Source organism: Bradyrhizobium sp. SZCCHNR1051, from assembly GCF_032489615.1.
GTDB lineage: Bacteria > Pseudomonadota > Alphaproteobacteria > Rhizobiales > Xanthobacteraceae > Bradyrhizobium.
On sequence record NZ_JAUEYJ010000006.1, the window covers coordinates 140,935 to 164,980 of the forward strand.

Annotated in this window: 21 protein-coding genes; 11 read left to right on the plus strand and 10 right to left on the minus strand. The window is 64.2% G+C overall.

Annotation, left to right across the window (positions count from 1 at the left end; all coding sequences use genetic code 11):
• The first annotated feature begins 46 nt into the window (after positions 1 to 46).
• Both hslU and QW868_RS09130 read left to right on the plus strand, forming a co-directional pair.
• A complete protein-coding gene (gene hslU, locus QW868_RS09125; protein WP_315740425.1) occupies positions 47 to 1,351 on the plus strand; it encodes an ATP-dependent protease ATPase subunit HslU in 1,305 nt (434 codons plus the stop codon).
• A gap of 214 nt (positions 1,352 to 1,565) precedes the next feature.
• Positions 1,566 to 2,687, plus strand: coding sequence for a hypothetical protein (locus QW868_RS09130; protein WP_316230383.1), 1,122 nt, complete (start codon positions 1,566 to 1,568; stop codon positions 2,685 to 2,687).
• A gap of 3 nt (positions 2,688 to 2,690) precedes the next feature.
• Here QW868_RS09130 and QW868_RS09135 read toward each other — a convergent pair whose 3' ends face one another.
• The 3 genes from QW868_RS09135 to QW868_RS09145 form a co-directional block, all read right to left on the minus strand.
• Entirely contained in the window at positions 2,691 to 3,266 is a 576-nt protein-coding gene (locus QW868_RS09135) for a Smr/MutS family protein (RefSeq protein WP_316230384.1), read from the minus strand.
• A 12-nt stretch (positions 3,267 to 3,278) separates the two neighbouring features.
• Complete coding sequence (locus QW868_RS09140; RefSeq protein WP_316230385.1) at positions 3,279 to 4,901, minus strand: murein transglycosylase A; 1,623 nt, start codon at positions 4,899 to 4,901, stop codon at positions 3,279 to 3,281.
• Positions 4,902 to 5,068: 167 nt separating this feature from the next.
• Positions 5,069 to 5,770, minus strand: a complete 702-nt coding sequence (locus tag QW868_RS09145; protein WP_316230386.1) for a Tim44/TimA family putative adaptor protein — start codon at positions 5,768 to 5,770, stop codon at positions 5,069 to 5,071.
• A 385-nt stretch (positions 5,771 to 6,155) separates the two neighbouring features.
• On the opposite strand from QW868_RS09145, the gene secB reads away from it, so the two are divergent.
• Positions 6,156 to 6,644, plus strand: coding sequence for a protein-export chaperone SecB (secB, locus tag QW868_RS09150; RefSeq protein WP_315740420.1), 489 nt, complete (start codon positions 6,156 to 6,158; stop codon positions 6,642 to 6,644).
• Between the two features lie 58 nt (positions 6,645 to 6,702).
• Here secB and dnaQ read toward each other — a convergent pair whose 3' ends face one another.
• Genes dnaQ through QW868_RS09170 form a run of 4 tightly spaced genes read right to left on the minus strand, consistent with a single transcriptional unit; the run spans position 6,703 to position 9,541 of the window.
• A complete protein-coding gene (dnaQ, locus tag QW868_RS09155) occupies positions 6,703 to 7,401 on the minus strand; it encodes a DNA polymerase III subunit epsilon (protein ID WP_315759081.1) in 699 nt (232 codons plus the stop codon).
• 42 nt (positions 7,402 to 7,443) lie between these two features.
• On the minus strand, positions 7,444 to 8,043 hold the full coding sequence (coaE, locus tag QW868_RS09160; protein WP_315759082.1) for a dephospho-CoA kinase: 600 nt from the start codon (positions 8,041 to 8,043) through the stop codon (positions 7,444 to 7,446).
• A 38-nt stretch (positions 8,044 to 8,081) separates the two neighbouring features.
• Complete coding sequence (locus QW868_RS09165) at positions 8,082 to 8,690, minus strand: Maf family protein (RefSeq protein ID WP_316230387.1); 609 nt, start codon at positions 8,688 to 8,690, stop codon at positions 8,082 to 8,084.
• An 11-nt stretch (positions 8,691 to 8,701) separates the two neighbouring features.
• Entirely contained in the window at positions 8,702 to 9,541 is an 840-nt protein-coding gene (locus QW868_RS09170) for a pyruvate, water dikinase regulatory protein (RefSeq protein ID WP_315740416.1), read from the minus strand.
• 414 nt (positions 9,542 to 9,955) lie between these two features.
• Here QW868_RS09170 and hemJ point away from each other — a divergent pair, with 414 nt between their 5' ends.
• The 7 genes from hemJ to QW868_RS09205 all read left to right on the plus strand — a co-directional run bounded on the left by hemJ (position 9,956) and on the right by QW868_RS09205 (position 18,130).
• The gene (hemJ, locus tag QW868_RS09175; RefSeq protein ID WP_316230388.1) at positions 9,956 to 10,378 is read left to right on the plus strand and encodes a protoporphyrinogen oxidase HemJ; all 423 of its coding nucleotides are present in this window, start codon (positions 9,956 to 9,958) and stop codon (positions 10,376 to 10,378) included.
• Positions 10,379 to 10,618: 240 nt separating this feature from the next.
• Positions 10,619 to 11,884 carry a transcription termination factor Rho gene (rho, locus tag QW868_RS09180; protein ID WP_315740414.1) on the plus strand — a complete coding sequence of 422 codons (1,266 nt, stop codon included), beginning with the start codon at positions 10,619 to 10,621 and terminating at the stop codon, positions 11,882 to 11,884.
• Between the two features lie 179 nt (positions 11,885 to 12,063).
• Entirely contained in the window at positions 12,064 to 13,401 is a 1,338-nt protein-coding gene (gene mnmE / locus QW868_RS09185; protein WP_316230389.1) for a tRNA uridine-5-carboxymethylaminomethyl(34) synthesis GTPase MnmE, read from the plus strand.
• Between the two features lie 236 nt (positions 13,402 to 13,637).
• Positions 13,638 to 15,515 (plus strand): tRNA uridine-5-carboxymethylaminomethyl(34) synthesis enzyme MnmG, encoded by a 1,878-nt coding sequence (gene mnmG, locus QW868_RS09190; protein ID WP_316230390.1) that lies wholly within the window; start codon positions 13,638 to 13,640, stop codon positions 15,513 to 15,515.
• 10 nt (positions 15,516 to 15,525) lie between these two features.
• Positions 15,526 to 16,194: a 16S rRNA (guanine(527)-N(7))-methyltransferase RsmG gene (gene rsmG / locus QW868_RS09195; RefSeq protein ID WP_410051285.1), complete on the plus strand. Its 669-nt coding sequence runs from the start codon at positions 15,526 to 15,528 to the stop codon at positions 16,192 to 16,194.
• 34 nt (positions 16,195 to 16,228) lie between these two features.
• Positions 16,229 to 17,080 (plus strand): ParA family protein, encoded by an 852-nt coding sequence (locus QW868_RS09200; RefSeq protein ID WP_315798580.1) that lies wholly within the window; start codon positions 16,229 to 16,231, stop codon positions 17,078 to 17,080.
• Positions 17,081 to 17,233: 153 nt separating this feature from the next.
• Complete coding sequence (locus tag QW868_RS09205) at positions 17,234 to 18,130, plus strand: ParB/RepB/Spo0J family partition protein (RefSeq protein WP_315740410.1); 897 nt, start codon at positions 17,234 to 17,236, stop codon at positions 18,128 to 18,130.
• Between the two features lie 386 nt (positions 18,131 to 18,516).
• Here the strand turns inward: QW868_RS09205 and holA are convergent, their stop codons facing one another.
• Genes holA through leuS form a run of 3 tightly spaced genes read right to left on the minus strand, consistent with a single transcriptional unit; the run spans position 18,517 to position 22,726 of the window.
• Complete coding sequence (gene holA, locus QW868_RS09210; protein WP_316230391.1) at positions 18,517 to 19,545, minus strand: DNA polymerase III subunit delta; 1,029 nt, start codon at positions 19,543 to 19,545, stop codon at positions 18,517 to 18,519.
• A gap of 18 nt (positions 19,546 to 19,563) precedes the next feature.
• Positions 19,564 to 20,115, minus strand: a complete 552-nt coding sequence (gene lptE / locus QW868_RS09215; RefSeq protein ID WP_315740408.1) for an LPS assembly lipoprotein LptE — start codon at positions 20,113 to 20,115, stop codon at positions 19,564 to 19,566.
• Positions 20,102 to 22,726 carry a leucine--tRNA ligase gene (gene leuS / locus QW868_RS09220; protein WP_315813461.1) on the minus strand — a complete coding sequence of 875 codons (2,625 nt, stop codon included), beginning with the start codon at positions 22,724 to 22,726 and terminating at the stop codon, positions 20,102 to 20,104. Before leuS ends, lptE begins: the two co-directional genes overlap by 14 nt.
• A 324-nt stretch (positions 22,727 to 23,050) precedes the next feature.
• Between leuS and QW868_RS09225 the strand changes: the two genes are divergently transcribed.
• Positions 23,051 to 24,037 carry a GGDEF domain-containing protein gene (locus tag QW868_RS09225; RefSeq protein WP_315740505.1) on the plus strand — a complete coding sequence of 329 codons (987 nt, stop codon included), beginning with the start codon at positions 23,051 to 23,053 and terminating at the stop codon, positions 24,035 to 24,037.
• Positions 24,038 to 24,046 lie beyond the last annotated feature (9 nt).

Consider the following 24,046-nt stretch of genomic DNA (forward strand, 5'->3'; position numbering starts at 1 on the left):
GAAATCCGGCTTGCCCTCATCCCCGTCCGACCCTAGCTAGAGCCTCATGACCGACTTTTCACCCCGCGAAATCGTCTCCGAACTCGACCGCTACATCGTCGGCCAGGCCGACGCCAAGCGGGCGGTGTCCATTGCGTTGCGCAACCGCTGGCGCCGGTTGCAGCTCGATGCAGGCCTGCGCGAGGAGGTGCTGCCGAAGAACATCCTGATGATCGGGCCGACCGGCGTCGGCAAGACCGAGATCGCGCGGCGGCTGGCCAAGCTCGCGGGCGCGCCGTTCCTGAAGGTCGAGGCGACCAAGTTCACCGAGGTCGGCTATGTCGGCCGCGACGTCGAGCAGATCATCCGCGATCTCGTCGAGGTCGCGATCGTCCAGGTGCGCGAGCGCAAGCGCAAGGACGTCGCCGCCCGGGCCCAGCTTGCCGCCGAGGAGCGCGTGCTCGATGCGCTGGTCGGCGCCAGCTCCAGCGCCGCCACCCGCGACTCGTTCCGCCGCAAGCTGCGCGCCGGCGAGCTGAACGACAAGGAGATCGAGATCGAGACGCAGTCGTCCGGCGGCGGCCTTCCGATGTTCGAGATCCCGGGCATGCCGGGGGCGCAGATGGGCGCGATCTCCATCGGCGACATCTTCGGCAAACTCGGCGGCCGCACCAAGACGCGGCGCGTCACGGTCGAAGCCTCGCACGACATCCTGATCGCGGAAGAGTCCGACAAGCTGCTCGACAGCGACCAGCTGGTGCAGGAGGCGATCAGCGTGGTCGAGAACAACGGCATCGTGTTCCTCGACGAGATCGACAAGATCTGTGTGCGCGAGAACCGCGCAGGCGGCGACGTCTCCCGCGAGGGCGTGCAGCGCGACCTGCTGCCGCTGATCGAGGGCACGACGGTCTCGACCAAGCATGGCGCTGTGAAGACCGATCACATCCTGTTCATCGCGTCGGGCGCGTTCCACATCGCCAAGCCATCGGACCTCTTGCCGGAGTTGCAGGGCCGGCTGCCGATCCGCGTCGAGCTGCAGGCGCTGACGCGCGACGACATGCGCCGCATCCTGACCGAGCCGGAGGCGTCGCTGATCAAGCAATATGTCGCGCTGATGAAGACCGAGGGCGTGACGCTCGACATCACCGACGATGCGATCGACGCGCTCGCCGACATCGCGGTCGCGGTCAACTCCACGGTCGAGAACATCGGCGCGCGTCGGCTGCAGACCGTAATGGAGCGCGTCCTCGACGACATCTCCTTCACGGCCTCCGACCGCAGCGGCGAGACCATGCGGGTCGACGCCGCCTTCGTGCAGCAGCACATTGGCGATCTCGCCAAGAACACTGATCTCAGCCGGTTCATTTTGTAGCGGCTACCCGTATGGGTCGAGGCCTAGCTACAAATTCCGCCGTCGTCCCCGCGAAAGCGGGGATCCATAACCACCAAAGCCAATTGTGACTCTCGATGGCGGCTCCAGCCCTGCCTCAGCGTGTACAGCGGTGGCTATGGGTCCCGGCTCAAAGCCGGGACAATGTTGGATGTCGTGGTGACAGTCTCCCCGCCGGCCATCGCTCGGTCATGGCATGACCGGCGCCTACAACAAACATTGGCAGGCGATGCTCGCCGTCAACGCCGCCGTGATGCTCGGCGTGCTCCTGCACAAGATCACGCTGCCGCCCTACATCCCCTACATCCACCTGCTGGTCGACTATCACCACGGCTTCATCAAGCGCGCGCTGGTCGGTGCCATCGTCGGACTGTTCACGGCGAAGCTGCCGGTGTGGCTGGTGTTCGCAATCGGCGGCAGCGTCTGGCTGATCACGCTCGCTCTGTACCTGCAGCTGTTCCGACGCACCTTTGGTTTTGATCGCGCGCAGCTGCCGCTGTTCGTCTTCACGGCTGGGTCGCCGTTCGTCTTCAAGAACTTCCTGTTCACGCTCGGTCATTTCGACATCTATGGCTGTCTCGGCGTCATCATCCTGTTGCTGGTCCCGGCGAGCTCACTCGGCTACGTCCTGCTCGCCACGCTCATCTCGGCGGTGCTGGTGCTGATCCATCACATCCATCTGCTGATGTATGTGCCCACCATCGTCGCCATCGTCGTGCTGCGCTACTATCTGGCCCGCCCCATCGCCCGGCTCGACCTTGCCGTGGGCGCAAGCGCGCTGCTCGGCCTCGGCATCCTGTTCCTGGCCGCGCAATTCCTCGGAACCATGCCGCTGCCCGAAGCCGATTTCGTAAGTTATTTGCAGACACGAATGGCCGATCCATCGCGCACCGAGCTGCTTCAGTTCGCCTATGTCTGGTACCAGCCGCTGTCCAAGGAAGTGCAGGACACCTGGGCGCGCATGCCGTCCAATCTGCTCGGCGTGCCCGTATATGCGCTGCTGCTCTGGCTGCATGCACCGCTATGGAGCTACTACAGCGATCTTGTCGGCGCATTGGAAGAGCGGCGTCATCGCCAGATCGTCATCGCCGCGCTGATCTTCATCAGCCTCGCCTACGTCGTGATGTTCGCGATGGTGTTCGACTATTCGCGCTGGATCTCGAGCTGGGTCGTTTGCATGGTGATGATGCTGCACGCGGTGAAGACGCTTCCCGCGACCAAGCCGATTGCACCGATTGATCCCGACGATCGCAGGACCACGATCCTGGGCTGGATCGTCACCGCCGTACCGCGCGTCGGCATCATCCGGCCGTTCTGAGCCTCAGCCTCTTGAGCGCCTGATACGGACGTAGAGCGCGCCGGCGCCGCCATGTCCGACATGGGCCTCCTCGAAGCCGACGATCAGCGAGCGGAATTCCGGCAGGCTCAGCCAATGTGGCACTTGGCGCCGGAGCACGCCGCGTTCAGGGTCCGCGCCGATGGTGCCCTTGCCGGTGATGACGAGCACGAAGGTCAGCCCATCATGCTGCGCGCGATGCAGGAAATGATGCAGCACTTGGTGCGCCCGGCTCTGGGTCATGCCGTGCAGATCGAGCCGCGCATCGATCTCATTGCGGCCGCGCGACAGTTTCGAACGCTCCTTCCGGCCGAGCGAAACCAGCGGCGGAATCGCTGGCCGGACGGGTTTCGGCGCGGCAACCGGCGCGACCGGCCGCTGCGTCATCGCGGGTTTGTCCGGCTGCGGTTCGGACGTCGTCATCGGCGGATGCAGCCGCACCGGGCGCTGTGTCTTGCGCAGCGGCTTGACCTGGCGCGCGACCGTTTCCCACAGCGTGCGCTCGTCCTCGGAAAGGCCGCGCTTGCGACGGCCGCGCGGCGGCTCGGGATCATGCGACATGGAAACGACTTGTCATCGGCGGTTGCGGTGGCGTCTGCCATAACGCAATCGGCGGATATTGCGATCACTTTCGAGTCGCGGTCGGGCCTCGGGCAGGGGCACTGGCTGTGGGGCCACCACGTTCTGCGCCACCGTGGTCGCGGGTTTTGCGACGGCGATCGCGGAGGTAGCCGCGACCTTTGAATCCTTGGCCGCGGAGGGCGCCGCCGCCGTCTTGGCCTGGTCCTGCTCCTTCGCTTGATCTTTAGCAGCCTCCTTCGCTGCCTGCTTCGGCAGCGCTTGCGGAAACAGCTTGGCGATCTTCTCCGACGGACGCGCATCCGGCAGCGGCATCTTGCGGCCACGCGCGACCGGATCGAGGCTCTTCGGCGCCAGCATCACGAACTGGATGCTGTGCTTGAGGCGGCCGGAGACTTTGCCGGCGTCCTGTCCCGCGCCGAAGTAGAGATCGGCGCGCGCAGGTCCGACGATCGCCGAGCCCGTATCCTGGGCAATCATCAGCCGGTGGAAAGCCGTCTTCGACTTCTCGGATTCGATCGGCAACTCGCCGGTGATGAAGAACGGCGTGCCATAGACGTGCAGCGACTTGTCGACCGCGATCGAGCGGCCCGGAGTCAGCGGGATGCCCTGGGCGCCGACGGCCTCGTCCTTCTCCGACAGTTGCACCTCGCGGAAGAAGATGTAGGAGCGGTTGGTCCGCCGCAGTTCGTTGGCACCTTCCGGGTTCTGCTCCATCCAGTCGCGGATGCGCTGCATCGACATCTGCTCGCGCGGAATGATGCCGCGCTCGATCAGGACACGACCGACCGGCGTATAGGGATGGCCATTATAGGCATCGTAGTTGATGCGGACGGTCGAGCCATCGTCGAGACTGATGCGCGCGGATCCCTGGATCTGGGCAAACAGCAGGTCCGTCTGGTTCCTCAGCCACGCGATCTCCAGGCCGCGGCCCTCGATGGCGCCGTCCTCGATCTCCGCGCGGTCGTAATAGGGGACCAGCTTGCGCCGTCCGATCTTCCGGTAGACGGGGCCCTTGTTGGGCAGACTCGTAGCGTCCTGCTTGTAGCCGCGGACGAACAGATTGGAGGGGCGGCGATAGACCGGAACGTTGTAGACCTCGTTCTGGGTCCGCGAGCCGTCGATCACGGGTTCGTAGTAGCCGGTGACGAAGCCGTCGGCATCGCCGAGCTTGGAGATCTTCAGCGGCTCGAAGTGCCGTTCGAAGAACGCCCTCGCTGCAGCATTGTCGGAAAGATCGGCGGACCGCGCATCGCGGCAAGGATCACGCAGGGAATCGCCTAGCGCCTTGGCGTCCGGCGTGACATCCGTCTTGGCGGCGATCGGCTTACAACTGGCGCGGAACGTCCGGTACGCCGCGAGCTGATCATCGTCGTTCCAGCCGGGCACGTCGTTCCAGGCCAATGGCAGGTACTGGCTGTTGTTGATTTCGAGCGGCCAGTCGAGCTGGGGGTAGGGCAGGTGGCGCACCGACGCCGCCGGGGTCCGGTGGCGCGAGCGCACCGCCTCGGCCGCGTAAGGGGCGAGCGCCACGGCAACGACGCTCAAGGCGAGCGCCGATGTCCAGTACTTCACGCGATGGGCGGCGAAACCCCGCTTCCAAATTTCGCGAACCATGCTTGCACCATCAAAGTACCACTCAACGCGAAATTCGGAGAAAACGGCATGTTCAAAAGATCAATCTCAAAAAACCGAGGATGCGGCTCGTCGTGCTCCTGACGCAGCCGGCTCGACACGGAGAGCGGTGGCCTCCAACGTAACACCGCCGACGGCAACCTATTCCATCAATGGCTGCCGGTGCCGACCAGCTTCCAGTTCGGATCGCGCGAGCCGGTGTCGCGGGCGAAGGTCCAGATGTCGGTGATGTCGGCCACCTTGTCCGGATTGCCGTCGACGATGTTGCCCATCTTGTCGCGTGTCACCGAGATCATCTGCGAGACGAAGCGCACCGTGACCTGCGCGGTGCGGTCGCGCAGCTCGGCACCGACCAGCTCGGCGGTATCGATGGAGACGAAGCGGGTTTCGGTCTTCTGCTCCTGCTTCTCACGCTCCTTGATGACGGCGTCGAAGCTCTCATAGACCTCGGACGACAGCAGGTCGCGCAACGCGCGGCGATCGCCATTGGCAAACGCCAGCACGATCATCTCGTAGGCGCTGCGCGCACCGGTCAGGAAATGGCGCGGATCGAACGATGAGTCATCGGCGACGATCGCGTCGAGGCCACGCGCGAGCGGCGTGCCCGACTCGGCCAGGCCGCGCCAGCGATCGCCCGCCGCCGGCATCTCGCCGCCGGGGACCGAAGCCGAGGGGTCGACGGGCTTGTTGGGAGCCGGCATGACGTGGTTGTCCGGCGCACCCTGGACCGCGTTTCTGGCGGCGTGATCGAACGGCGTCCGCTCGCTTCCGGTGCGCTGCCCGAGCACGGCGCGCAGGCGCACGAAGATGAAGACCGCCAACGCCAGGAAGATGATGGTATAAATGTCCACGTCGTGTTCGCTTTCTGACCTGTCGAGCCGAACGCGGAGCCCGGCCACCGGACACCCGTTCTACAGGATCCAGGTAAAGACCCGTGAATCCCTCGGTCGACCCGGATGTAGTCATCGAATTGGGCCCGGCCAATGGCACATTGTGGCGTAGCGATCCTAACCCTTTTCCTTCTCAAGGGGAAATCCGATCGACCCCTGATTGGAACGGGGTAGGCCGGTCGCTGGTTCCGCCCGGTGGCTGATGCGACAAATAGAGGCATACCGGCCGGATCAATCCTTTGCCTCGGCCTTTTGCGGCGTCCGTGGCTCGTCCTTGTGGAACAAGCCGGCCCTATGGTAGCCACGCGCCGCAACGACCCGCCCTTTTTGCCTGGAGAACACTGCGATGACCAACGGTAACGGCGCCACTCCCGAGGCGGCTGCTCCTCCTCAACTGAACGTGCTGGCCCAATACATCAAGGATCTCTCATTCGAGAATCCGAACGCGCCGCAGTCCCTGGCACCGCAGGGCCAGCCGCCGCAGATCAATATCCAGATCAATGTCGGCGCCAACGCGCTGAATGACACGGAATACGAGGTGACGCTGACGATCGAGGGCAAGGCCGAGAGCGGCAGCCAGGTGATGTTCAGCTTCGAGCTGGTCTATGGCGGCGTGTTCCGGCTGGTCAACATTCCGCGCGAAAACCTGTCGCCGATGCTGCTGATCGAATGCCCGCGCCTCTTGTTCCCGTTCGCCCGCGAGATCGTCGCCAACTCGGTGCGCGACGGCGGCTTCCCGCCGCTGATGCTGGACCCGGTCGATTTCGTTGGCCTGTACCGCCAGAACATGGAGCGCCAGGCAGCGGCCCAGGGCGGCCAGGTGCTGTCGAGCTGATCTGGTTCAGCTTTACGATTGATGTTTGCAGGGCGTGATCCGCTGCCGATCCGGCGGATCACGTGCCGGCGAGAAACTCCATCCAGATCGGCTTGTCGCCGAGGGTGGCGATGAAGGCGCGATGCGCCTCTCGCTCCGCATCCGTGACACGTGGCAGAAGCGGCTGCTCGCGCTGACGGCGCGGCGTATCGCCGGCCCCCCCGATGCGGATCTCCTGGCTGTCCTGGGTCAGGATCAGCTGCGACTGCCGCGCCCCGACGAGATCGACATAGACCTCCGCCAGCAGTTCGGCGTCGAGCAACGCGCCGTGCTTGGTGCGGCGTGAGTTGTCGATCGCATAGCGTGAGCAGAGGTCGTCGAGGCGGTTCGACACGCCAGGATGCTTGCGACGTGCGAGCAGCAGCGTATCGACCAGACGATCCCTGGGAATGGCCGCGCGCTTGACCCGGTCGAGCTCGGCATTGATGAAGCCGATGTCAAACGAGGCGTTGTGGATCACCAGCGGGGCATCGCCGATGAATTCCAGGAACTCCTCCACGATCTCGTGAAACAGCGGCTTGTCCGCCAGGAACTCGCTCGACAGTCCGTGAACCGCGAACGCCTCCGCCGGCATGTCGCGTTCGGGATTGATGTAGCGGTGGTAGACTTGGCCGGTGGGCATGCGGTTGATGATCTCGACACAGCCGATCTCGACCAGGCGGTCGCCGCGCAGGGCGTCGAGGCCGGTGGTTTCGGTGTCGAGAACGATCTCACGCATCTGATCTGATCCGTCGAATTCCGCGCCGCCGGCGTTCGCGAATCAGCCCCGGCGCTGCGGCATTCTAACGACCTCCGCCAGGATGTCGCGGATGCGTGCCCGCACCGGATCGAGCCCGTGCGAGGTATCCACGACGAAATCGGCGCGCTTGCGCTTCTCGGCATCCGGCATCTGCCGTGCGAGCAGCGCATCGAGCGCTTCTTCCGTCATCGTGCCGCGCGCCAGGATGCGTTGGCGCTGGATCTCGGGCGACGTCGACACAACCACCACGGCATCGACGCGCTTGTCGCCGCCGGTCTCGAACAGCAAGGGGACATCGACGACGGCAACCGGCACGCCGGACTGCTCGGCGTCATCGAGAAACTTCTGGTGGTAGGAGCGCAGCATCGGATGCACGATCGCTTCGAGCCGGCGGATCGCGGCGGGATCGCCGACGACCTTGGCGGAGAGCCTGGCCCGATCCACCTTGCCGTCCACCGTCGTCCCAGGAAATTCGGCTTCGATCGCCGGCGCGGCTTCGCCCTCATAGACCTTATGAACGGTCGCGTCGGCGTCGTAGACCGGTACACCGGCTTCGGCGAACAGCTTTGCGGTCGTCGACTTGCCCATGCCCATCGAGCCGGTCAGACCCAGCACTCTCATCCGCGGTCACTCCCCCTTACGCGTGGCTGCGGTCGGCATCAGATCCTGAGCAGCTTCGCTTCGCGAAAATAGGCGAGCAGCGGCAACAGCGGCAGGCCGAGTATGGTGAAGTGATCGCCGTCGATCCGGTCGAACAGGTGCACACCGAGCCCTTCCAGCTGATAGGCGCCGACGCTGGATGTGACGGCTTCGCCGGCGACATCGAGATAGGCCGCGATCTCGGTTTCGGTGAGGGCGCGCATCGTCATCCAGGCAATTGCGACGTGCGAGAACAGCACCTCACCGTTGCGGACCACGGCAATGGCCGAGTGCAGCGCATGGGTGCGCCCGCCCAGCGCCAACAGTTGCTGCATGGCATGCTGGCGGCCGGCTGGCTTGTTGAACATGCGCTCACCCAATGCGAGCGTCTGATCCGCGCCCACCACATATGAATTGGGCCTGCTTGCCGAGACCGCAGCGGCCTTTGCGTTGGCAAGGTGTAAGGCGATCTCGTAGGGCGCCACCAGGCCGGCTTCGGCCTGCACCGCGCGTTCGTCGATATCGGCCGGAAGGGCCTCGCACGCGAGGCCTGCGTTCGCGAGCAGCATCCACCGCGCGCGGCTTTGCGATGCCAGAATGAGAGGCTCGTCACTGCACCAGATGGACATTGATCCGCTCACTAGTCCGGAAGCCGCTGCCGCTGCCGGTCGGTATAGAGTTTCAGGATCGCGGCCGCCGTCTCCTCGATCGAGCGCCGCGTCACGTCGAGCATGACCCAGTTGAACTTCGCACTCAGCTTGCGTGCATAGGCGACCTCGTCCGTCACCGACTGCTTGTCGACATAATTCTCATTGCCGGATTCCGCACCCATGCTGAGCAGGCGATTCTGCCGCACCTGGATCAGCCGCTCCGGGGTCGCATGCAGGCTGACGACCAGCGGCTTCTTCAATGTCTCGAGCTGATGCGGGATCGGAATGCCCGGGACCAGCGGCACGTTGGCGGTGCGCACGCCGCGGTTGGCGAGATAGATCGAGGTCGGAGTCTTCGACGTCCGGCTGACGCCCACCAGCACCACTTCGGCGTCTTCGAGGCCGTCGACCATCTGCCCGTCATCGTGGAGCATCGTGTAGTTCAGCGCATCGATGCGGGCGAAATATTCGGCATTGAGCACATGCTGCGCACCGACGCGGCCGGCGGTCGATGCGCCGAGATAGGCCTCAAACAGCTGCATCACCGGACCGATGATCGACAGGCTCGGGATGTTGATCTGCTGGCACTTGCCTTCGAGCCGGCTGACCAGGTCCTTCTCGAGCAGGGTGAACAGCACGATGCCGGGGGCTTCCTCGATCTCGTCGAGCACACGGTCGAGCTGCTTCTGGCTGCGAACCAGCGGGTACACGTGCTCGACGGGGGTCACGTTGGTGTACTGCGCGGCGACCGCTCGCGCGACCGTGATCAAGGTTTCGCCCGTCGAATCGGAAACCAGATGCAGGTGAAAGTAATTGCCGGTGGTGGGCATCAAATCCTTAACGATCTGTGAATCCCTGTGAAGGATGGGACCAAAAAGCGGCCTCGGACCGCTCCCTTTGTATAACCCCGATAGTTCTGCACATGGTCGCCGTCCGGGACGGCGCCAGGCAGCAGCGCGATGATATCGGGACGAGGTCGGTTTGTCTCTGGATAAGCTGTCGAAGGATTTCGACAAGCGTTTGAATCACATTGAACTCTGCGGCGATCCGGCGCGTGCAGCTTACATGTTGAGGGATGTGAACAAGCTGCGAGCACACTGCGGATGACATTGCATGAGTCCAATCCACCGCTACCTAGACTCAAACCTTAAGATTCTAAAATTATTTGGTTTGGAGGGGACTGAGCGAGCGGATATGTCTCGGCACGCAAGCTGATCACCAGCCGAGAGGATCACGCGTCTCCGATGTATGAGTGGATCAAGGCCCTGCACGTCATCGCCGTCATCGCGTGGATGGCCGGCATGCTGTATCTGCCGCGGCTGTTCGTCTATCATTGCGACGCCGAGATCGGCTCGAAGCAGTCCGAGACGTTCAAGGTCATGGAGCGGCGCCTGCTCAAGGCGATCATCAATCCGGCGATGACCGTGACGTGGCTTGCCGGGCTCTATCTGGTCTGGGCAGGCCACTGGTATACCAGCGGGTGGTTTCATGCCAAATTTCTGCTGGTGCTGGTCATGTCCGGAGTCCACGGACTGTTTACCCGCTGGGTCAGGGAATTCGGCGCCGACAAGAACACCCGCAGCCAGAAATTCTACCGCTACATCAATGAGGTACCAACGGTGCTGATGATAGGCATCGTGATTCTCGTGATCGTCAAGCCGTTCTGACCGTTTCCCTCGGAATACCGCTGCGCTGCAGACGCCTTGCAGACGCCGGCGCGATTTTCTATATTGTAGATATCCCACCCCACGCAGGCGGATGTGGTTGCGTTCCGGCTTGACCGGCCGCCGCATCAGGTCTGGTGCCTCATCGGCGCCAACCTTGCTCAGACCTGCGGACCTCATTTTCGTCCGCCTTCCCACAGCCACCTCGCATCCCTCCCAAGTCGCTTCCACAGGACCACCCCAATGCGGGAAATCAAACTACAGGACCTCAAGTCAAAGACGCCGGCCGAGCTCGTCTCCTTCGCGGAGGAAAACGGGGTCGAGAACGCCAGCACGATGCGCAAGCAGGAGCTGATGTTCGCCATCCTCAAACAGCTCGCGATCCAGGAAATCGACATCATCGGCGAGGGCGTCGTCGAGGTGCTCTCCGATGGCTTCGGCTTCCTCCGCTCGCCCGATGCCAACTACCTGCCGGGTCCCGATGACATCTACGTCTCGCCCTCGCAGATCCGCCGCTTCGGGCTGCGCACCGGTGACACCATCGAGGGCCACATCCGCAGCCCGAAAGAGGGCGAGCGTTATTTCGCGCTGCTCAAGGTCAACACGCTGAACTTCGAGGATCCCGAAAAGTCCAAGCACAAGGTCAATTTCGACAATCTCACGCCGCTGTTTCCGGACGAGCGCTTCCGGCTCGAGCTCGAGGATCCGACCCGCAAAGATCTGTCGCCACGCGTGATCGACATCGTCGCGCCAATCGGCAAGGGCCAGCGCGCGCTGATCGTCGCGCCGCCGCGCACCGGCAAGACGGTGCTGATGCAGAACATCGCGCACTCGATCACGGCCAATCATCCCGAGTGCTACCTGATCGTGCTGCTGATCGACGAGCGTCCGGAAGAAGTCACGGACATGCAGCGCTCGGTGAAGGGCGAGGTTGTGTCCTCGACCTTCGACGAGCCGGCGGCGCGTCACGTCCAGGTCGCGGAGATGGTGATCGAGAAGGCCAAGCGCCTGGTCGAGCACGGCCGCGACGTCGTCATTCTGCTGGACTCGATTACCCGCCTCGGCCGCGCCTACAATACGGTGGTGCCGTCCTCCGGCAAGGTGCTGACCGGCGGTGTCGACGCCAACGCGTTGCAGCGGCCGAAGCGCTTCTTCGGTGCCGCGCGCAATATCGAGGAAGGCGGCTCGCTGACCATCATCGCGACTGCTCTGGTCGATACCGGCAGCCGCATGGACGAGGTCATCTTCGAAGAGTTCAAGGGCACCGGCAACTCCGAGCTCATCCTCGACCGCAAGGTCGCGGACAAGCGGACCTTCCCGGCGATCGACATCGCCCGCTCGGGCACCCGCAAGGAAGAGCTCATCACCGAGCCGCAGAACCTCAAGAAGATGTACGTGCTCCGCCGCATTCTCAATCCGATGGGCACGATGGACGCGATCGACTTCCTGCTCGACAAGCTCCGCAGCACCAAGAGCAATGCCGAGTTCTTCGAATCCATGAACACCTGATCGGGCCACGGTCTCGATTTGGAAAGGGCGCTCTTTGGAGCGCCCCTTTTGTTTGACTTGTTTGTCGCTGCGCCCGGCGAGAAGTCCTCGATGCTTATCCGCCCGCCATGGTTCGCCGGCGTAAAGCATGCCGCTGCAAACCGATTGTCTTTCGCTGCCGGTGAGCCCAACTGAGGATCATGCATCCTCACGACCAGACCATCTTCGCGCTGTCCTCCGGACGCCTGCCGAGTGCGATTGCGATCGTCAGACTCTCCGGGCCTCACGCCGGCATCGCCCTTCAGATGCTTGCGGGGAAACTGCCGCTGCCGAGGATGGCGACGCGCGCCTTGCTGCGGGATGGCAATGGCGAACCGATCGACGATGCCGTCGTGCTGTGGTTTCCCGGCCCGGCCAGTGCCACCGGCGAAGATGTTGCCGAGCTGCATGTCCATGGCAGCCGTGCCGTCGTCGCGACAATGTTCTCGGTGCTGTCGACGATGCCGCAGATGCGCCCTGCCGAGCCGGGCGAGTTCACGCGGCGCGCGTTCGAGAATGGCAAGATCGATCTGACCGAAGCCGAAGGCCTCGACGATCTCATTCATGCCGACACGGATCGGCAGCGGCGCCAGGCGTTGCGCCAGCTGAAGGGCCTGCTCGGCGACAAGGCGCGGGGCTGGCGTGAGCAGATCATCGAAGCTACGGCGCTGATCGAGGCCGGGATCGACTTTGCCGATGAAGGTGACGTGCCAGCCGAGCTGATGGCGTCGGCGCTATCGCGGATTGAACAGCTCCTGGCAGAGATCGAGACCGTGTTGTCGGCGCAGGGCCGGGCCGAGCGACTACGCGATGGTCTGACGGTCGTCATCGCCGGACCTCCAAACGCGGGCAAGTCGACCTTGATGAACCAGCTGGCCCGACGTGAGGTGGCGATCGTCTCGCCTCATGCCGGCACCACGCGCGACGTCATCGAGATCCAGCTCGATCTCCAGGGCTATCCCGTCACGGTGATCGATACCGCGGGGATCCGGGAGACGGACGACCCCGTGGAGCAGGAGGGTGTGCGCCGGGCCCGGGATCGGGCTGCGCAGGCCGATCTCGTGCTGTGGCTGTCCGAGGATAATCAGCCGGAGGCAGAGCGTCGAAGCGAGGTGCCTGTCTGGCTGGTCCGGAACAAGATCGATCTGCCGAGACCGCAGGAGACAGCCACGGCGACGGTGCAGGGCGATGCTCCCGTCTTTGCGATCTCGGCCAGAACCGGAGCAGGGGTGGCCGGCCTGTTGGAGGCTCTGATAGGCTTCGCCCGTGACTTCTTCGGATCGACCGAGAATGGCCTGATCACCCGGGAGCGGCAACGAGCCCTGCTCAATGAGACCGTGGCGGCGCTTCGTCGGAGCGTTACGGCTGTTGATCTCGGTGAGGAGCTCGCCGCGGAGGAGCTGCGGATCGCCGCACTGGCGCTTGGGCGTCTGTTGGGGCGGGTCGATGTCGAGGATGTGCTGGACGTGATCTTCCGCGAGTTCTGTATCGGAAAGTAGCAGCGTCAAGAACCTCGGCGGACGCAGATATGCTTAATGAAATGTTGCTTGGTTAACTGATCGTCAATCGTTTCACGTGAAACAGGGTAGAGCCCTCGTTGGACGTTTCACGTGAAACAAGTCCCAGATGGCACCGATGCTGCTTCACGTGAAACATCTCCCTCCCTGCCCGACGGTGGCGAATGTTTCACGTGAAACGTCTTCCGAGCGTTGTCCGCACGCGCTAGATAAGCCTCATGAGCGAGCATCTGACATCCTACGACGTCATCGTCATCGGTGGCGGCCACGCTGGCTGTGAAGCTGCGGCGGGCGCGGCGCGCATGGGTGCCCGAACCGCCCTGATCACGCATCAGTTCGCGACCATCGGCGCCATGTCCTGCAATCCGGCCATAGGTGGGCTGGGGAAGGGACATCTGGTTCGCGAGGTTGATGCTCTCGACGGGCTGATGGGTCGCGTCGCCGATGCTGGCGGTATCCAGTTTCGGGTTCTGAATCGCCGGAAGGGGCCGGCCGTTCGAGGTCCACGCGCCCAAGCCGACCGTAAGCTCTACGCTGCCGCGATGCAGTCGGCGATCCGGGAGACCGCGAATCTCGCCGTCATTGAAGGCGAGGCGGACGAACTGATCGCTACCGGCGGGCGGGTGGCGGGGTTGCGGCTGACTGACGGCAGGACCTTCATCTGTGGCGCCGTCGTTATCACGACCGGCACGTTTCTGCGTGGTCTGATTCACCTGGGTGAGAGGACCTGGCCGGCCGGCCGGGTCGGCGAAGCGCCGGCGCTGGGGCTGTCCCGGTCTCTCGAAGCCATCGGATTTCGGCTTGGGCGGCTCAAGACCGGCACGCCGCCGCGTCTGGATGGATCGACGATCGACTGGACAGCGGTCGAGATGCAGCCCGGCGACGATCCGCCGGAGCCGTTCTCCGTCCTGACCGACAGGATCACCACCCCGCAGATCCAGTGCGGGATTACCCGAACGACGACCGCGACCCATAAGGTGATCCGCGCCAACGTCCATCGCTCGCCGATGTACTCCGGCCAGATCAAGTCGACCGGGCCGCGCTACTGTCCGTCGGTTGAGGACAAGATCGTACGCTTCGGTGATCGCGACGGTCACCAGATCTTCCTGGAGCCGGAAGGGCTCGACGACACCACCGTCTACCCGAACGGTATCTCGACCTCGTTGCCCGAGGAGGTCCAGCTCGCGCTGCTGCCGACCATCCCGGGCCTCGAGCGCGTCCGGATGATCCGACCGGGCTATGCGATCGAGTACGACCACGTCGATCCACGCGAGCTGGAGCCAACGCTCCAGACCAAGCGGATGAGGGGCCTGTTCCTGGCGGGTCAGATCAACGGCACGACCGGCTACGAAGAGGCTGCCGCCCAGGGTCTGGTAGCCGGGCTCAATGCGGCGCTCGCGGCGGGCGGCGGCGAGTCGATCGTGTTCGATCGTGCCGACGGCTATCTCGGCGTGATGATTGATGACCTCGTGACGCGCGGGATCACCGAGCCCTACCGCATGTTCACCTCGCGCGCCGAGTATCGTCTCACGCTGCGGGCGGACAACGCCGATCAGCGTCTCACCGACAAGGGCATTGCGCTCGGCTGCGTCGGTGGCGATCGCGCGCGTTTCCATCGAACCAAGATGGATGGGTTGGAGGCTGCCCGTTCGATGGCGAGGTCGCTGACGATCACGCCCAACGAGGCGGCGAAGCATGGCCTCACGCTCAACAAGGATGGCCAGCGCCGCTCGGCCTTCGATCTGATGGCCTATCCGGAGATCGGCTTCTCCGAGGTGAGAGCGATCTGGCCGGAGCTCGGTGCGATCGATCCCGGCACCGCCGTCCATCTGGAGATCGATGCCAAATATGATGTCTATGTCCGCCGCCAGAGCGCGGACGTGGATGCCTTCCGGCGCGATGAGGGCTTGGTGCTCGGTGGGGTCGATTATGCGCTCGTCCCGGGTCTTTCGAATGAGGCGCGGGCGAAGCTGACTGCAGCCAAGCCGTGGACGATCGGACAGGCGGGCCAGATCGATGGCATGACGCCGGCGGCGCTCGGGATCCTTGCGGCCTATCTCCGTCGGGAAGCGCGTCGCAGCAAGGCCACCGGCTGAGGCGTTTCACGTGAAACAGGCATCGCCAGCGGTGGCATCCAAGATGATCGAATCGGACAAGGCGGCAGCGCTCGCGCTGACTCCCGTTTCACGTGAAACGGAGCAGCGCCTCGATCGCTACATTGCGCTGCTGCTGGAGTGGCAGGCGAAGACCAATTTGGTCGCGCCGTCGACCTTGCCTCATCTCTGGACGCGCCACATCGCCGACTCGTTGCAGCTTCTCGATCTCGCGCCCGACGCCAGGATCTGGGTTGATCTGGGCAGCGGCGGCGGCTTTCCCGGCGTCGTGCTTGCTTGCGCTTTGGCCGATCGGCCGGATGCACAGATTCACTTGGTCGAGCGCAACGCCAAGAAGGCAGCGTTCCTGCGCGAGGCAATTCGCGTCACCGGCGCTCCGGGGATCGTGCATTTGTCAGAGATCGGGGATATCGTGGAGAAGTGGAGCGGGCGAGTCGATTGCGTGACCGCACGCGCGCTGGCTCCGCTACATCAGCTCATCGGCTTTGCGGAGCCCTTGGTGAAAAAAGGCGCGAAAGCGCTGTTTCTCAAGGGTCAAGATGTAGAAGCGGAATTGACCGAATCTACTAAGTATTGGAAAATTGAGTCGAAACTTCACTCCAGCCGGACGGGCGGGCAGGGCTGGATCGTCGCAATCGATTGCATCGAGCGACAGAGCTGAATTCCGTCAAGACGACAACCAATGGCGATCGCGCATGGCCGTAATTGATCAGATTTATCAAGAAGATAGAGCCCAACACCCGGAGGGGCATCCGCGCATCCTGGCGCTCGCCAATCAGAAGGGCGGGGTCGGCAAGACCACGACCGCGATCAACCTCGGCACGGCGCTGGCAGCGATCGGCGAGCGGGTGCTGATCGTCGACCTCGATCCGCAGGGCAACGCCTCGACCGGGCTCGGCATCGACCGCGGCAGCCGCAACTGCTCGACCTATGACGTGCTGATCGGCGAGGCCTCGCTGCGCGACGCCATCGTTGCGACGGCCGTGCCGCGGCTGCACATCGCCTCCTCGACGATGGACTTGTCGGGTCTTGAGCTCGAGCTCGGCTCCACCGCCAACCGCGCCTTCCGTCTGCGCGATGCGATCGCCGGCCTCAACAACAACGTCTCGCCGGAGAACGACTACACCTACGTGCTGGTCGATTGTCCGCCGTCGCTGAACCTGCTGACGGTCAATGCAATGGCCGCGTCCGACGCGATCCTGGTGCCGCTGCAGTGCGAGTTCTTCGCGCTCGAAGGTCTGTCGCAGCTGCTGCAGACTGTGGAGCAGGTGCGCTCGACCCTGAACCCGAACCTCTCGATCCACGGCATCGTGCTGACGATGTTCGACTCGCGCAACAACCTGTCGAACCAGGTCGTCGCCGACGTCCGCCAATTCATGGGATCGAAGGTCTACAACACGATGATCCCGCGCAACGTGCGCATCTCGGAAGCGCCGTCCTACGGCAAGCCGGTGCTGGTCTACGACTTGAAGTGCGTTGGCAGCGAGGCCTATCTCAAGCTCGCGACCGAAGTCATTCAGCGCGAGCGTGACCTGCGCACGAACTGACTTTGCCTCTGCTCCGGGGGACCTCGTCGCCCGGATCTCATTCGAGGACGACAGCGGGTTTCGAAATGAATCCGCTCCCTCGTTCATTGTGCCGACGGGACCGATCGGCAGCAGACGCAAGCGGAGCGTGACGTGAATCCAAAGGAGAAGGCGATGGCCGACGAGTCGCGATCGCGATTGGGCCGGGGTCTCGCAAGTCTGATCGGTGACGTCGGGCGCGAGGCGGGGGCGCCGCCAGAGCGGCCGCGCAACCAGCGCAAGGTGCCCATCGAGTTTCTGAAGCCCAACCCGCGCAATCCGCGCAAGACGTTTTCCGACGGCGAGCTCGCCGAGCTCTCGGCCTCGATCAAGCAGCACGGCGTGATCCAGCCGATCGTGGTGCGTCCGGTGAAGGGCCAGCACGACCGCTACGAGATCATCGCCGGCGAGCGGCGCTGGCGCGCCTCGCAGGCCGCCGGCCTGCACGAGGTGCCGATCGTTCCGGTCGATGTCAGCGACAGCGATGCCCTGGAGCTCGCGATCATCGAGAACGTGCAGCGCGAGGATCTCAATCCGATGGAGGAGGCGCAGGGCTATCACGCGCTCGCCAACGAGTTCAAACGCAACCAGGAAGACATCGCCAAGATCGTCGGCAAGAGCCGCAGCCACGTCGCCAACATGATGCGGCTGACCAAGCTGCCGGCCGAGGTGCAGGGCTTCATCGCGACGGGACAGATCTCGGCCGGTCATGCGCGTGCGCTGATCAACCTGCCGGATCCGATGTCGGCGGCGAAGAAGATCATCGCGGAAGGATTGAACGTCCGCCAGACCGAGGCGCTCGCGCACGAGGAGGGCGTGCCGGAACGCAAGCCGCAGAAGCCACGCAGCTCTGGGGGCAGTGCGCCGGCGGAGAAGAAGGACGCCGACACCATCGCGTTGGAGAAGCGTGTCGGCGATGCGCTCGGCCTTTCGGTGTCGATCAGCCACCGCGACCCCGGCGGCACGGTGCAGATCACCTACCGCAGCCTCGAGCAGCTCGACGAGGTGATGCGGCGGCTGGAGCAGGGTTAGGCTGTTAGGTCGTAATTGCTGTCCCGTTGTCGAGATACTTCCTACGAACTCCTGTCAGCTTTGTTATGACGTCCTCACCACATCGCCATGGCCGGGCTTGACCCGGCCATCCATCTTTTAAGGGTGCTCGCTCCAAGAGGATGGGTACCCGGGTCAAGCCCGGGCACGACGAGTTACTCATTAGGCGAGGGGTACGACCAGTGCTTCCTGGTCACGGTTGCCTCTGGTGATCTCGAAACTCTCCTCCGTCATTCCGGGGAGTGCGCAGCACGAACCCGGAATCCATCTCTCGGCAGATCGCTTGGCCCGATGGATTCCGGGCTCGCCGCGCCGGCGCGCGTCGCCCCGGAATGACGTCGGAGATTGGAGCAAGGCCTCGGGCCCACTCACCCCTTGCGCCGCGCGTTCACCGCGATCGACAGCAGCGTTCGCTGCGCGATGGCTGCGGCGAGGCCCGGCTGCTTGCGCATGTCGAGGGCGGCGGTGGCGAGCTGGTCGATGATCGGCAGCAGCCGCGCCGGAGAGAAATTGCGCAGCGCCGTCTCGGCGCTCGGCTTTCGTGAGAAATGCAGCCGCGGAAAACCGCCTTCGAGAATGGCCGACACGGGCGTGCCGGATGCGACGGCAAGGGCCGATTTGTGCAGCCATGCTGCATGTCGCTGCGCAGCGGAGATGATGACACCGGGATAGGTGCCGGCGATCATGGCCTTGCCGAACTCGGTCTCGACCATTTCGGGCTTGCCGCCGAAGGCGCCGTCGACGATCGGGTCGAGCTTCATCTCCGAGGCATCGGCGACCACCGCCATCACATGGTCGAGCGTCACCTCGCCCTCGCCATGGGCGAACAAGGTCAGCTTGCGCAGCTCGTTGCGCGAGGCCTGGCGGTCGCCCCCCAGCAGGGCCATCAGCGAGGCGCGAGCGTCGGGCGCGATGCGCAGGGCGGCGATGCGCAATTCGTCGTCGATCAGCTTGGCGAGATCGCGCTCGGTGTCCGGGTAGCAGCCGATCGCGACCGCCGTTTTGGCCTTCTCGCAAATCTTGCGCAGTGGCGAATCGGGGCGGATGTCGCCGGCCTCGATGACGATGCGGCAGTCCCGTACATTCATCTCGCTGAGCGTCTCGACGCCGCTGGCGAAATTGCGCGAGCCGGCGCGCACCCGGATGGCCCGCCGGCCGCCGAACAGCGGCACCGTCATGGCTTCGTCGACGAGGCGCGACGGTTCCGCGGAGAGCTCGTCACCGTCGAGCCTGACCACGGAGAAGGGATCATCGGGGTTGTCGACGGCCGACGCGATAAGGGCCTCGGCACGCTCACGGACCAGGCCCGTATCCGGGCCGTACAACAGGATCAGCGGCCGGGTGGCGTCCGGTTTGGCCAGGAAGGCATCGATGTCTCGTCCGCGCAGCGCGACCACGGCGATATCAGCCGTGCGTCAGGTGCCGGCGGTGAAATAGGCTGCGAGCCGCGTCTTGATCTTCTCGGCGACTTCCTCGGAGGCGCGATCCTCGGCATCACGGAAGGCGCGCTGGCGGGCGAAGCGCTGGTACGAGCCGGGGATGTCGTAGGAGGTACGCGCGAAGGTCGTACCGGTCATGACCGACTTGTTGGTCGCCAGCTCGACCAGATTGTACTGCACGTCGACGCCGACATTCTCGGTGGTCGGCAGACCGGTCGTCTGCGAGACGATCAGCGAGGACCGGCTGGTCTGCAATCGCAGCACCAGCTTGTGGGTCGGGGCCGTGCCGGTCGCGGTGCCGTAGAGCTTGAATGCGAGCGCGTTGCGGATACCGACGCCAATGCGCGCCTCGGGGGAGGCGTTCGGCTTGTCGACCGGCGGCAGCTCGATGCCCATCAGCTTGTCGCGCAGGGCAGGGGTGCCGTCGGCGTGCTCCGCGTACATCGGCTGGAAGCAGCCGGCCGTCAGCCCGGCCAAGGCGGCCACGGCAACGAGGCGTGCAGCGATCCGAAACCTAGCCGACGACATTCACGATCCTCTTGGGAACAATGATCACCTTGCGAACGGCCTTGCCGTCCAGCGCTAGTTTTACTGCATCGAGGGCCAAAACGGCAGACTCAATTTCCGGATTCTGCGCGTTGCTGGCGACTGTGACTTCTCCGCGCTTCTTGCCGTTGACCTGGACGACCAGGGTCATGCTGTCCTCAACCAGCAAATCGCGTTCGATTTGCGGCCAGGAGGCCTCCGAGATCAGGCCAGTCTGGCCCAGCACCTGCCAGCATTCCTCGGCCAGATGCGGCATCATCGGCGAGATCAGCTGCACCAGGATGCCAGCGGCCTCGCGAATCGCCCAGGCCAGGTCCGGCGCCGGCGTCGCCGGCCTGCCCAGCACCTCGGCCAGCGCGTTGGCGAATTCGCGGATGTGAGCCAGGCAGACGTTGAAATGCAGCCGCTCGATGCCGCCGGTCACCTTGTCGAGAGCGCCATGCGCGGCCTTGCGCAGCGCCAGCGCGTCTGCGCCGAAGTCGGAGGGACGGGAGGAGGGGGCCTCCTGGCTTGCTGCGACCGATTCGTTGACCAGCCGCCACAGCCGCTGGACGAAGCGGGCCGCGCCCTGCACCCGTTCGTCGCTCCAGATCACGTCGCGATCCGGCGGTGAGTCCGACAGCATGAACCAGCGCGCGACGTCGGCGCCGTAGCTCTCGATGATGTCGTCGGGATCGACGGTGTTCTTCTTCGACTTCGACATCTTCTCGATCGGGCCGATCGTGATGTCCTCGCCGGTGGCGGCCAGCACCGCGCGGCGGCCGTTGCCGCCGACCTCGATCTTGACCTCGGCGGGATTGACGTAGGTGCCATCGGCCTTCTGGTAAGTCTCGTGGACCACCATGCCCTGCGTGAACATGCCGGCGAACGGCTCGTCCATGGCGACGTGGCCGGTGGCCTTCATCGCGCGGGTGAAGAATCGGCTGTAGAGCAGATGCAGGATCGCGTGCTCGACGCCGCCGATATACTGATCCACCGGCATCATCCGGTTGGCGACCGCAGGTGTCGTCGGCGAGGTCTCGTTCCACGGATCGGTGAAGCGCGCGAAGTACCAGGACGAATCGACGAAGGTGTCCATCGTGTCGGTTTCGCGGGTCGCCTTGGCCCCGCATGTCGGGCAGGTGACGTGCCTCCAGCTCGGATGGTGGTCGAGTGCGTTGCCGGGCTTGTCGAAGGTGACGTCATCAGGCAGCACGACCGGCAGGTCCTGCGCCGGCACCGGCACGACATCGCATTTGGGGCAGTGGATCACCGGGATCGGGCAGCCCCAATAGCGCTGGCGCGAGATGCCCCAGTCGCGCAGGCGGAAATTGACCTGGCGCTCGCCGACCGGCGCGCCGCCGCGCGGCTCGCTCTCGAGCCGCCTGGCGACCTCGTCCTTGGCTTGCGCGATCGTCATGCCGTCGAGGAAGCGCGAATTGATCAGGCGGCCGTCGCCGTCGAACGCGGTGTCGGTGATGACGAAGCTCGCTGGGTCCTGGCCCTCGGGGCAAACCACCGGGACATTGCCGAGGCCGTATTTGTTGACGAAGTCGAGGTCGCGCTGGTCATGCGCCGGGCAGCCGAAGATGGCGCCGGTGCCGTACTCCATCAGCACGAAATTGGCGACATAGACCGGCAAGGTCCAGCTTGGATCGAACGGGTGCACGGCGCGGATGCCGGTGTCGAAGCCCTGCTTCTCCGCGGTGTCGATCGCCTCCTGCGCGGTGCCGATCCGCTTGATCTCGGCGATGAACGCGGCGAGCTCCGGGTTCTTCGCCGCCGCGGCCTGGGTCAGCGGATGGTCGGCCGAGATCGCCATGAACTTGGCGCCGAACAGCGTGTCCGGCCGGGTCGTGAAGATCTTCAATTCGGTCTCGCCGGCCGGCGTCGTCGCCGGATCCAGCGCAAAACGGATCAGCAGGCCTTCCGAGCGGCCGATCCAGTTGCGCTGCATCAGCCGCACCTTGTCGGGCCAGCGGTCGAGACCATCGAGCGCGTCCAGCAGCTCCTGCGAGTACTTCGTGATCTTGAACACCCACTGGTTCATCTCACGCTGTTCGACCACCGCACCGGAGCGCCAGCCGCGACCGTCGATGACCTGCTCGTTGGCGAGCACGGTCATGTCGACCGGATCCCAGTTCACCTTGCGCTTCTCGCGCTCGACCAGCCCCGCCTGCATGAAGTCGAGGAACATCTTCTGCTGGTGCTTGTAGTAGGACGGATCGCAGGTGGCGAACTCGCGCGCCCAGTCGAGCGACAGCCCGATCGAGCGCAGCTGCTTCTTCATCGCGGCGATGTTGTCGTAGGTCCACGCCTTCGGCGCCACCTTGCGCTCGATCGCGGCGTTCTCCGCCGGCAGGCCGAACGCATCCCAGCCCATCGGGTGCAGGACGTTGAAACCCTTGGCGCGCATGAAGCGGGCCAGCACGTCACCGAGCGTATAATTACGGACGTGGCCGATATGGATGCGTCCCGACGGATAGGGAAACATCTCGAGTACGTAGTATTTCGGGCGCGGATCGTCGTTCTTCGTGGCGAAGATCGCCTTCTCGTCCCACTGGCGCTGCCAGCGCGGCTCGGCTTCACGGGCGTTGTAGCGTTCGGATGTCATGGAATCGCTTATAATTTTCGAGGATTCGCGTCGTTTGAAGACGGCGGACTAGGCCACAAAAGCGGCAGCCCGGTCAATGGGGCGACAGATGATGATACCATTTTGGGCATCGGCTAAGCGACGGTAATCGTGAGTTTTTTTGCGGGCTCTGCCGGCAGTGTCGAAGGTCCGATTGAGGCACGGTTAAGACTTGAATGGGAGACTGAGTGCATACATCCAGGCATCCGCCCGCATCTGGGGTCACTCCACATCGTGTCCGGCGCTACGTTCGACGAGCTTGACTTCGAGTACGCGACGACGGTCGCGGAAAAGGCCATGAAATCCATGGCTCAACAGCGCGTGCCACCGACGCCTAACAACTTCCATCTGTGGTTCAAGTACTCCCTGGGCTCGGCGTCGGACCTCAAGCGCGCCGTCGACATCCTGGTCAGCAACAAGCGCAAGTTCGACAAGACCACCAACCAGGCGCTGTTCGACACGTACATCGGCCAGCAGGGTACGGAAGCGGCCGTCGTCCACAAAGTCTCGCAGCAGTTGCATGGCGTGATGGACTCCGCCAAAAGTTATCTGACCGCCGCGATCGCCGACAACCGCACGCACATGGCGGCGATCGATGGCGTTGCCGAACGCAGCGAGCAGGGCGTCGATCCGAAGATCCTGATCGAGAACCTGGTCAGCGAGCTCGCCCAGGCGACCGCGCGTGCTGCGAAACTCGAAGTGAGCTTTGCCGAAAAGTCACGCGAGCTCGACACCATCAGGGACTCGCTCAACAAGTCGGAGCAGCGCGCGCGTACCGACACGCTGACCGGATTGCCGAACCGCCGCGCGCTCGAAGAGTTCTTCCGCCACGCGCAGATCGAGGCGATGGAGCGCGACGAGCCGCTCAGCATTCTCCTGATCGACGTCGACCACTTCAAGAAGTTCAACGACAATTACGGCCATGGCGTCGGCGATCAGGTGCTTCGCCTTGTCGCCAAAGCCTTGCGCGAGCGCGTCCGCGACAACGATCTTCCGGCGCGCTATGGCGGCGAGGAACTGATCGCGGTGCTGCCGCAGACCGACCTCGAAGGTTGCACTGTCATCGCGGAGCGGATCCGACGCACCATCGCCGACTGTCAGTTCACGCGTCGCTCGACCGGCGAGGTGTTGCCGCAGATCACGGTGTCGATCGGCGTCGGCCAGTTCCAGTTCGGCGAATCGATGGCTGATCTCATCGACCGTTGCGACCGCGCGCTGTATCTCGCCAAGAAGCTCGGTCGCAACCGCGTCGTCACCGAGCTCGAGCTCGACCGCAAGCTCGCGGTCGGCTGATTGCGGGCC

Excerpts from the sequence above, each read along its gene's own strand:
- hslU (WP_315740425.1), top strand. The coding sequence starts at position 47 with ATGACCGACTTTTCACCCCGCGAAATCGTCTCCGAACTCGACCGCTAC.
- QW868_RS09130 (WP_316230383.1), top strand. The coding sequence starts at position 1,566 with ATGACCGGCGCCTACAACAAACATTGGCAGGCGATGCTCGCCGTCAAC.
- QW868_RS09135 (WP_316230384.1), bottom strand. The coding sequence starts at position 3,266 with ATGTCGCATGATCCCGAGCCGCCGCGCGGCCGTCGCAAGCGCGGCCTT.
- QW868_RS09140 (WP_316230385.1), bottom strand. The coding sequence starts at position 4,901 with ATGGTTCGCGAAATTTGGAAGCGGGGTTTCGCCGCCCATCGCGTGAAG.
- secB (WP_315740420.1), top strand. The coding sequence starts at position 6,156 with ATGACCAACGGTAACGGCGCCACTCCCGAGGCGGCTGCTCCTCCTCAA.
- dnaQ (WP_315759081.1), bottom strand. The coding sequence starts at position 7,401 with ATGCGTGAGATCGTTCTCGACACCGAAACCACCGGCCTCGACGCCCTG.
- coaE (WP_315759082.1), bottom strand. The coding sequence starts at position 8,043 with ATGAGAGTGCTGGGTCTGACCGGCTCGATGGGCATGGGCAAGTCGACG.
- QW868_RS09165 (WP_316230387.1), bottom strand. The coding sequence starts at position 8,690 with ATGTCCATCTGGTGCAGTGACGAGCCTCTCATTCTGGCATCGCAAAGC.
- QW868_RS09170 (WP_315740416.1), bottom strand. The coding sequence starts at position 9,541 with ATGCCCACCACCGGCAATTACTTTCACCTGCATCTGGTTTCCGATTCG.
- hemJ (WP_316230388.1), top strand. The coding sequence starts at position 9,956 with ATGTATGAGTGGATCAAGGCCCTGCACGTCATCGCCGTCATCGCGTGG.
- rho (WP_315740414.1), top strand. The coding sequence starts at position 10,619 with ATGCGGGAAATCAAACTACAGGACCTCAAGTCAAAGACGCCGGCCGAG.
- mnmE (WP_316230389.1), top strand. The coding sequence starts at position 12,064 with ATGCATCCTCACGACCAGACCATCTTCGCGCTGTCCTCCGGACGCCTG.
- mnmG (WP_316230390.1), top strand. The coding sequence starts at position 13,638 with ATGAGCGAGCATCTGACATCCTACGACGTCATCGTCATCGGTGGCGGC.
- QW868_RS09200 (WP_315798580.1), top strand. The coding sequence starts at position 16,229 with ATGGCCGTAATTGATCAGATTTATCAAGAAGATAGAGCCCAACACCCG.
- QW868_RS09205 (WP_315740410.1), top strand. The coding sequence starts at position 17,234 with ATGGCCGACGAGTCGCGATCGCGATTGGGCCGGGGTCTCGCAAGTCTG.
- lptE (WP_315740408.1), bottom strand. The coding sequence starts at position 20,115 with ATGTCGTCGGCTAGGTTTCGGATCGCTGCACGCCTCGTTGCCGTGGCC.
- leuS (WP_315813461.1), bottom strand. The coding sequence starts at position 22,726 with ATGACATCCGAACGCTACAACGCCCGTGAAGCCGAGCCGCGCTGGCAG.
- QW868_RS09225 (WP_315740505.1), top strand. The coding sequence starts at position 23,051 with ATGGCTCAACAGCGCGTGCCACCGACGCCTAACAACTTCCATCTGTGG.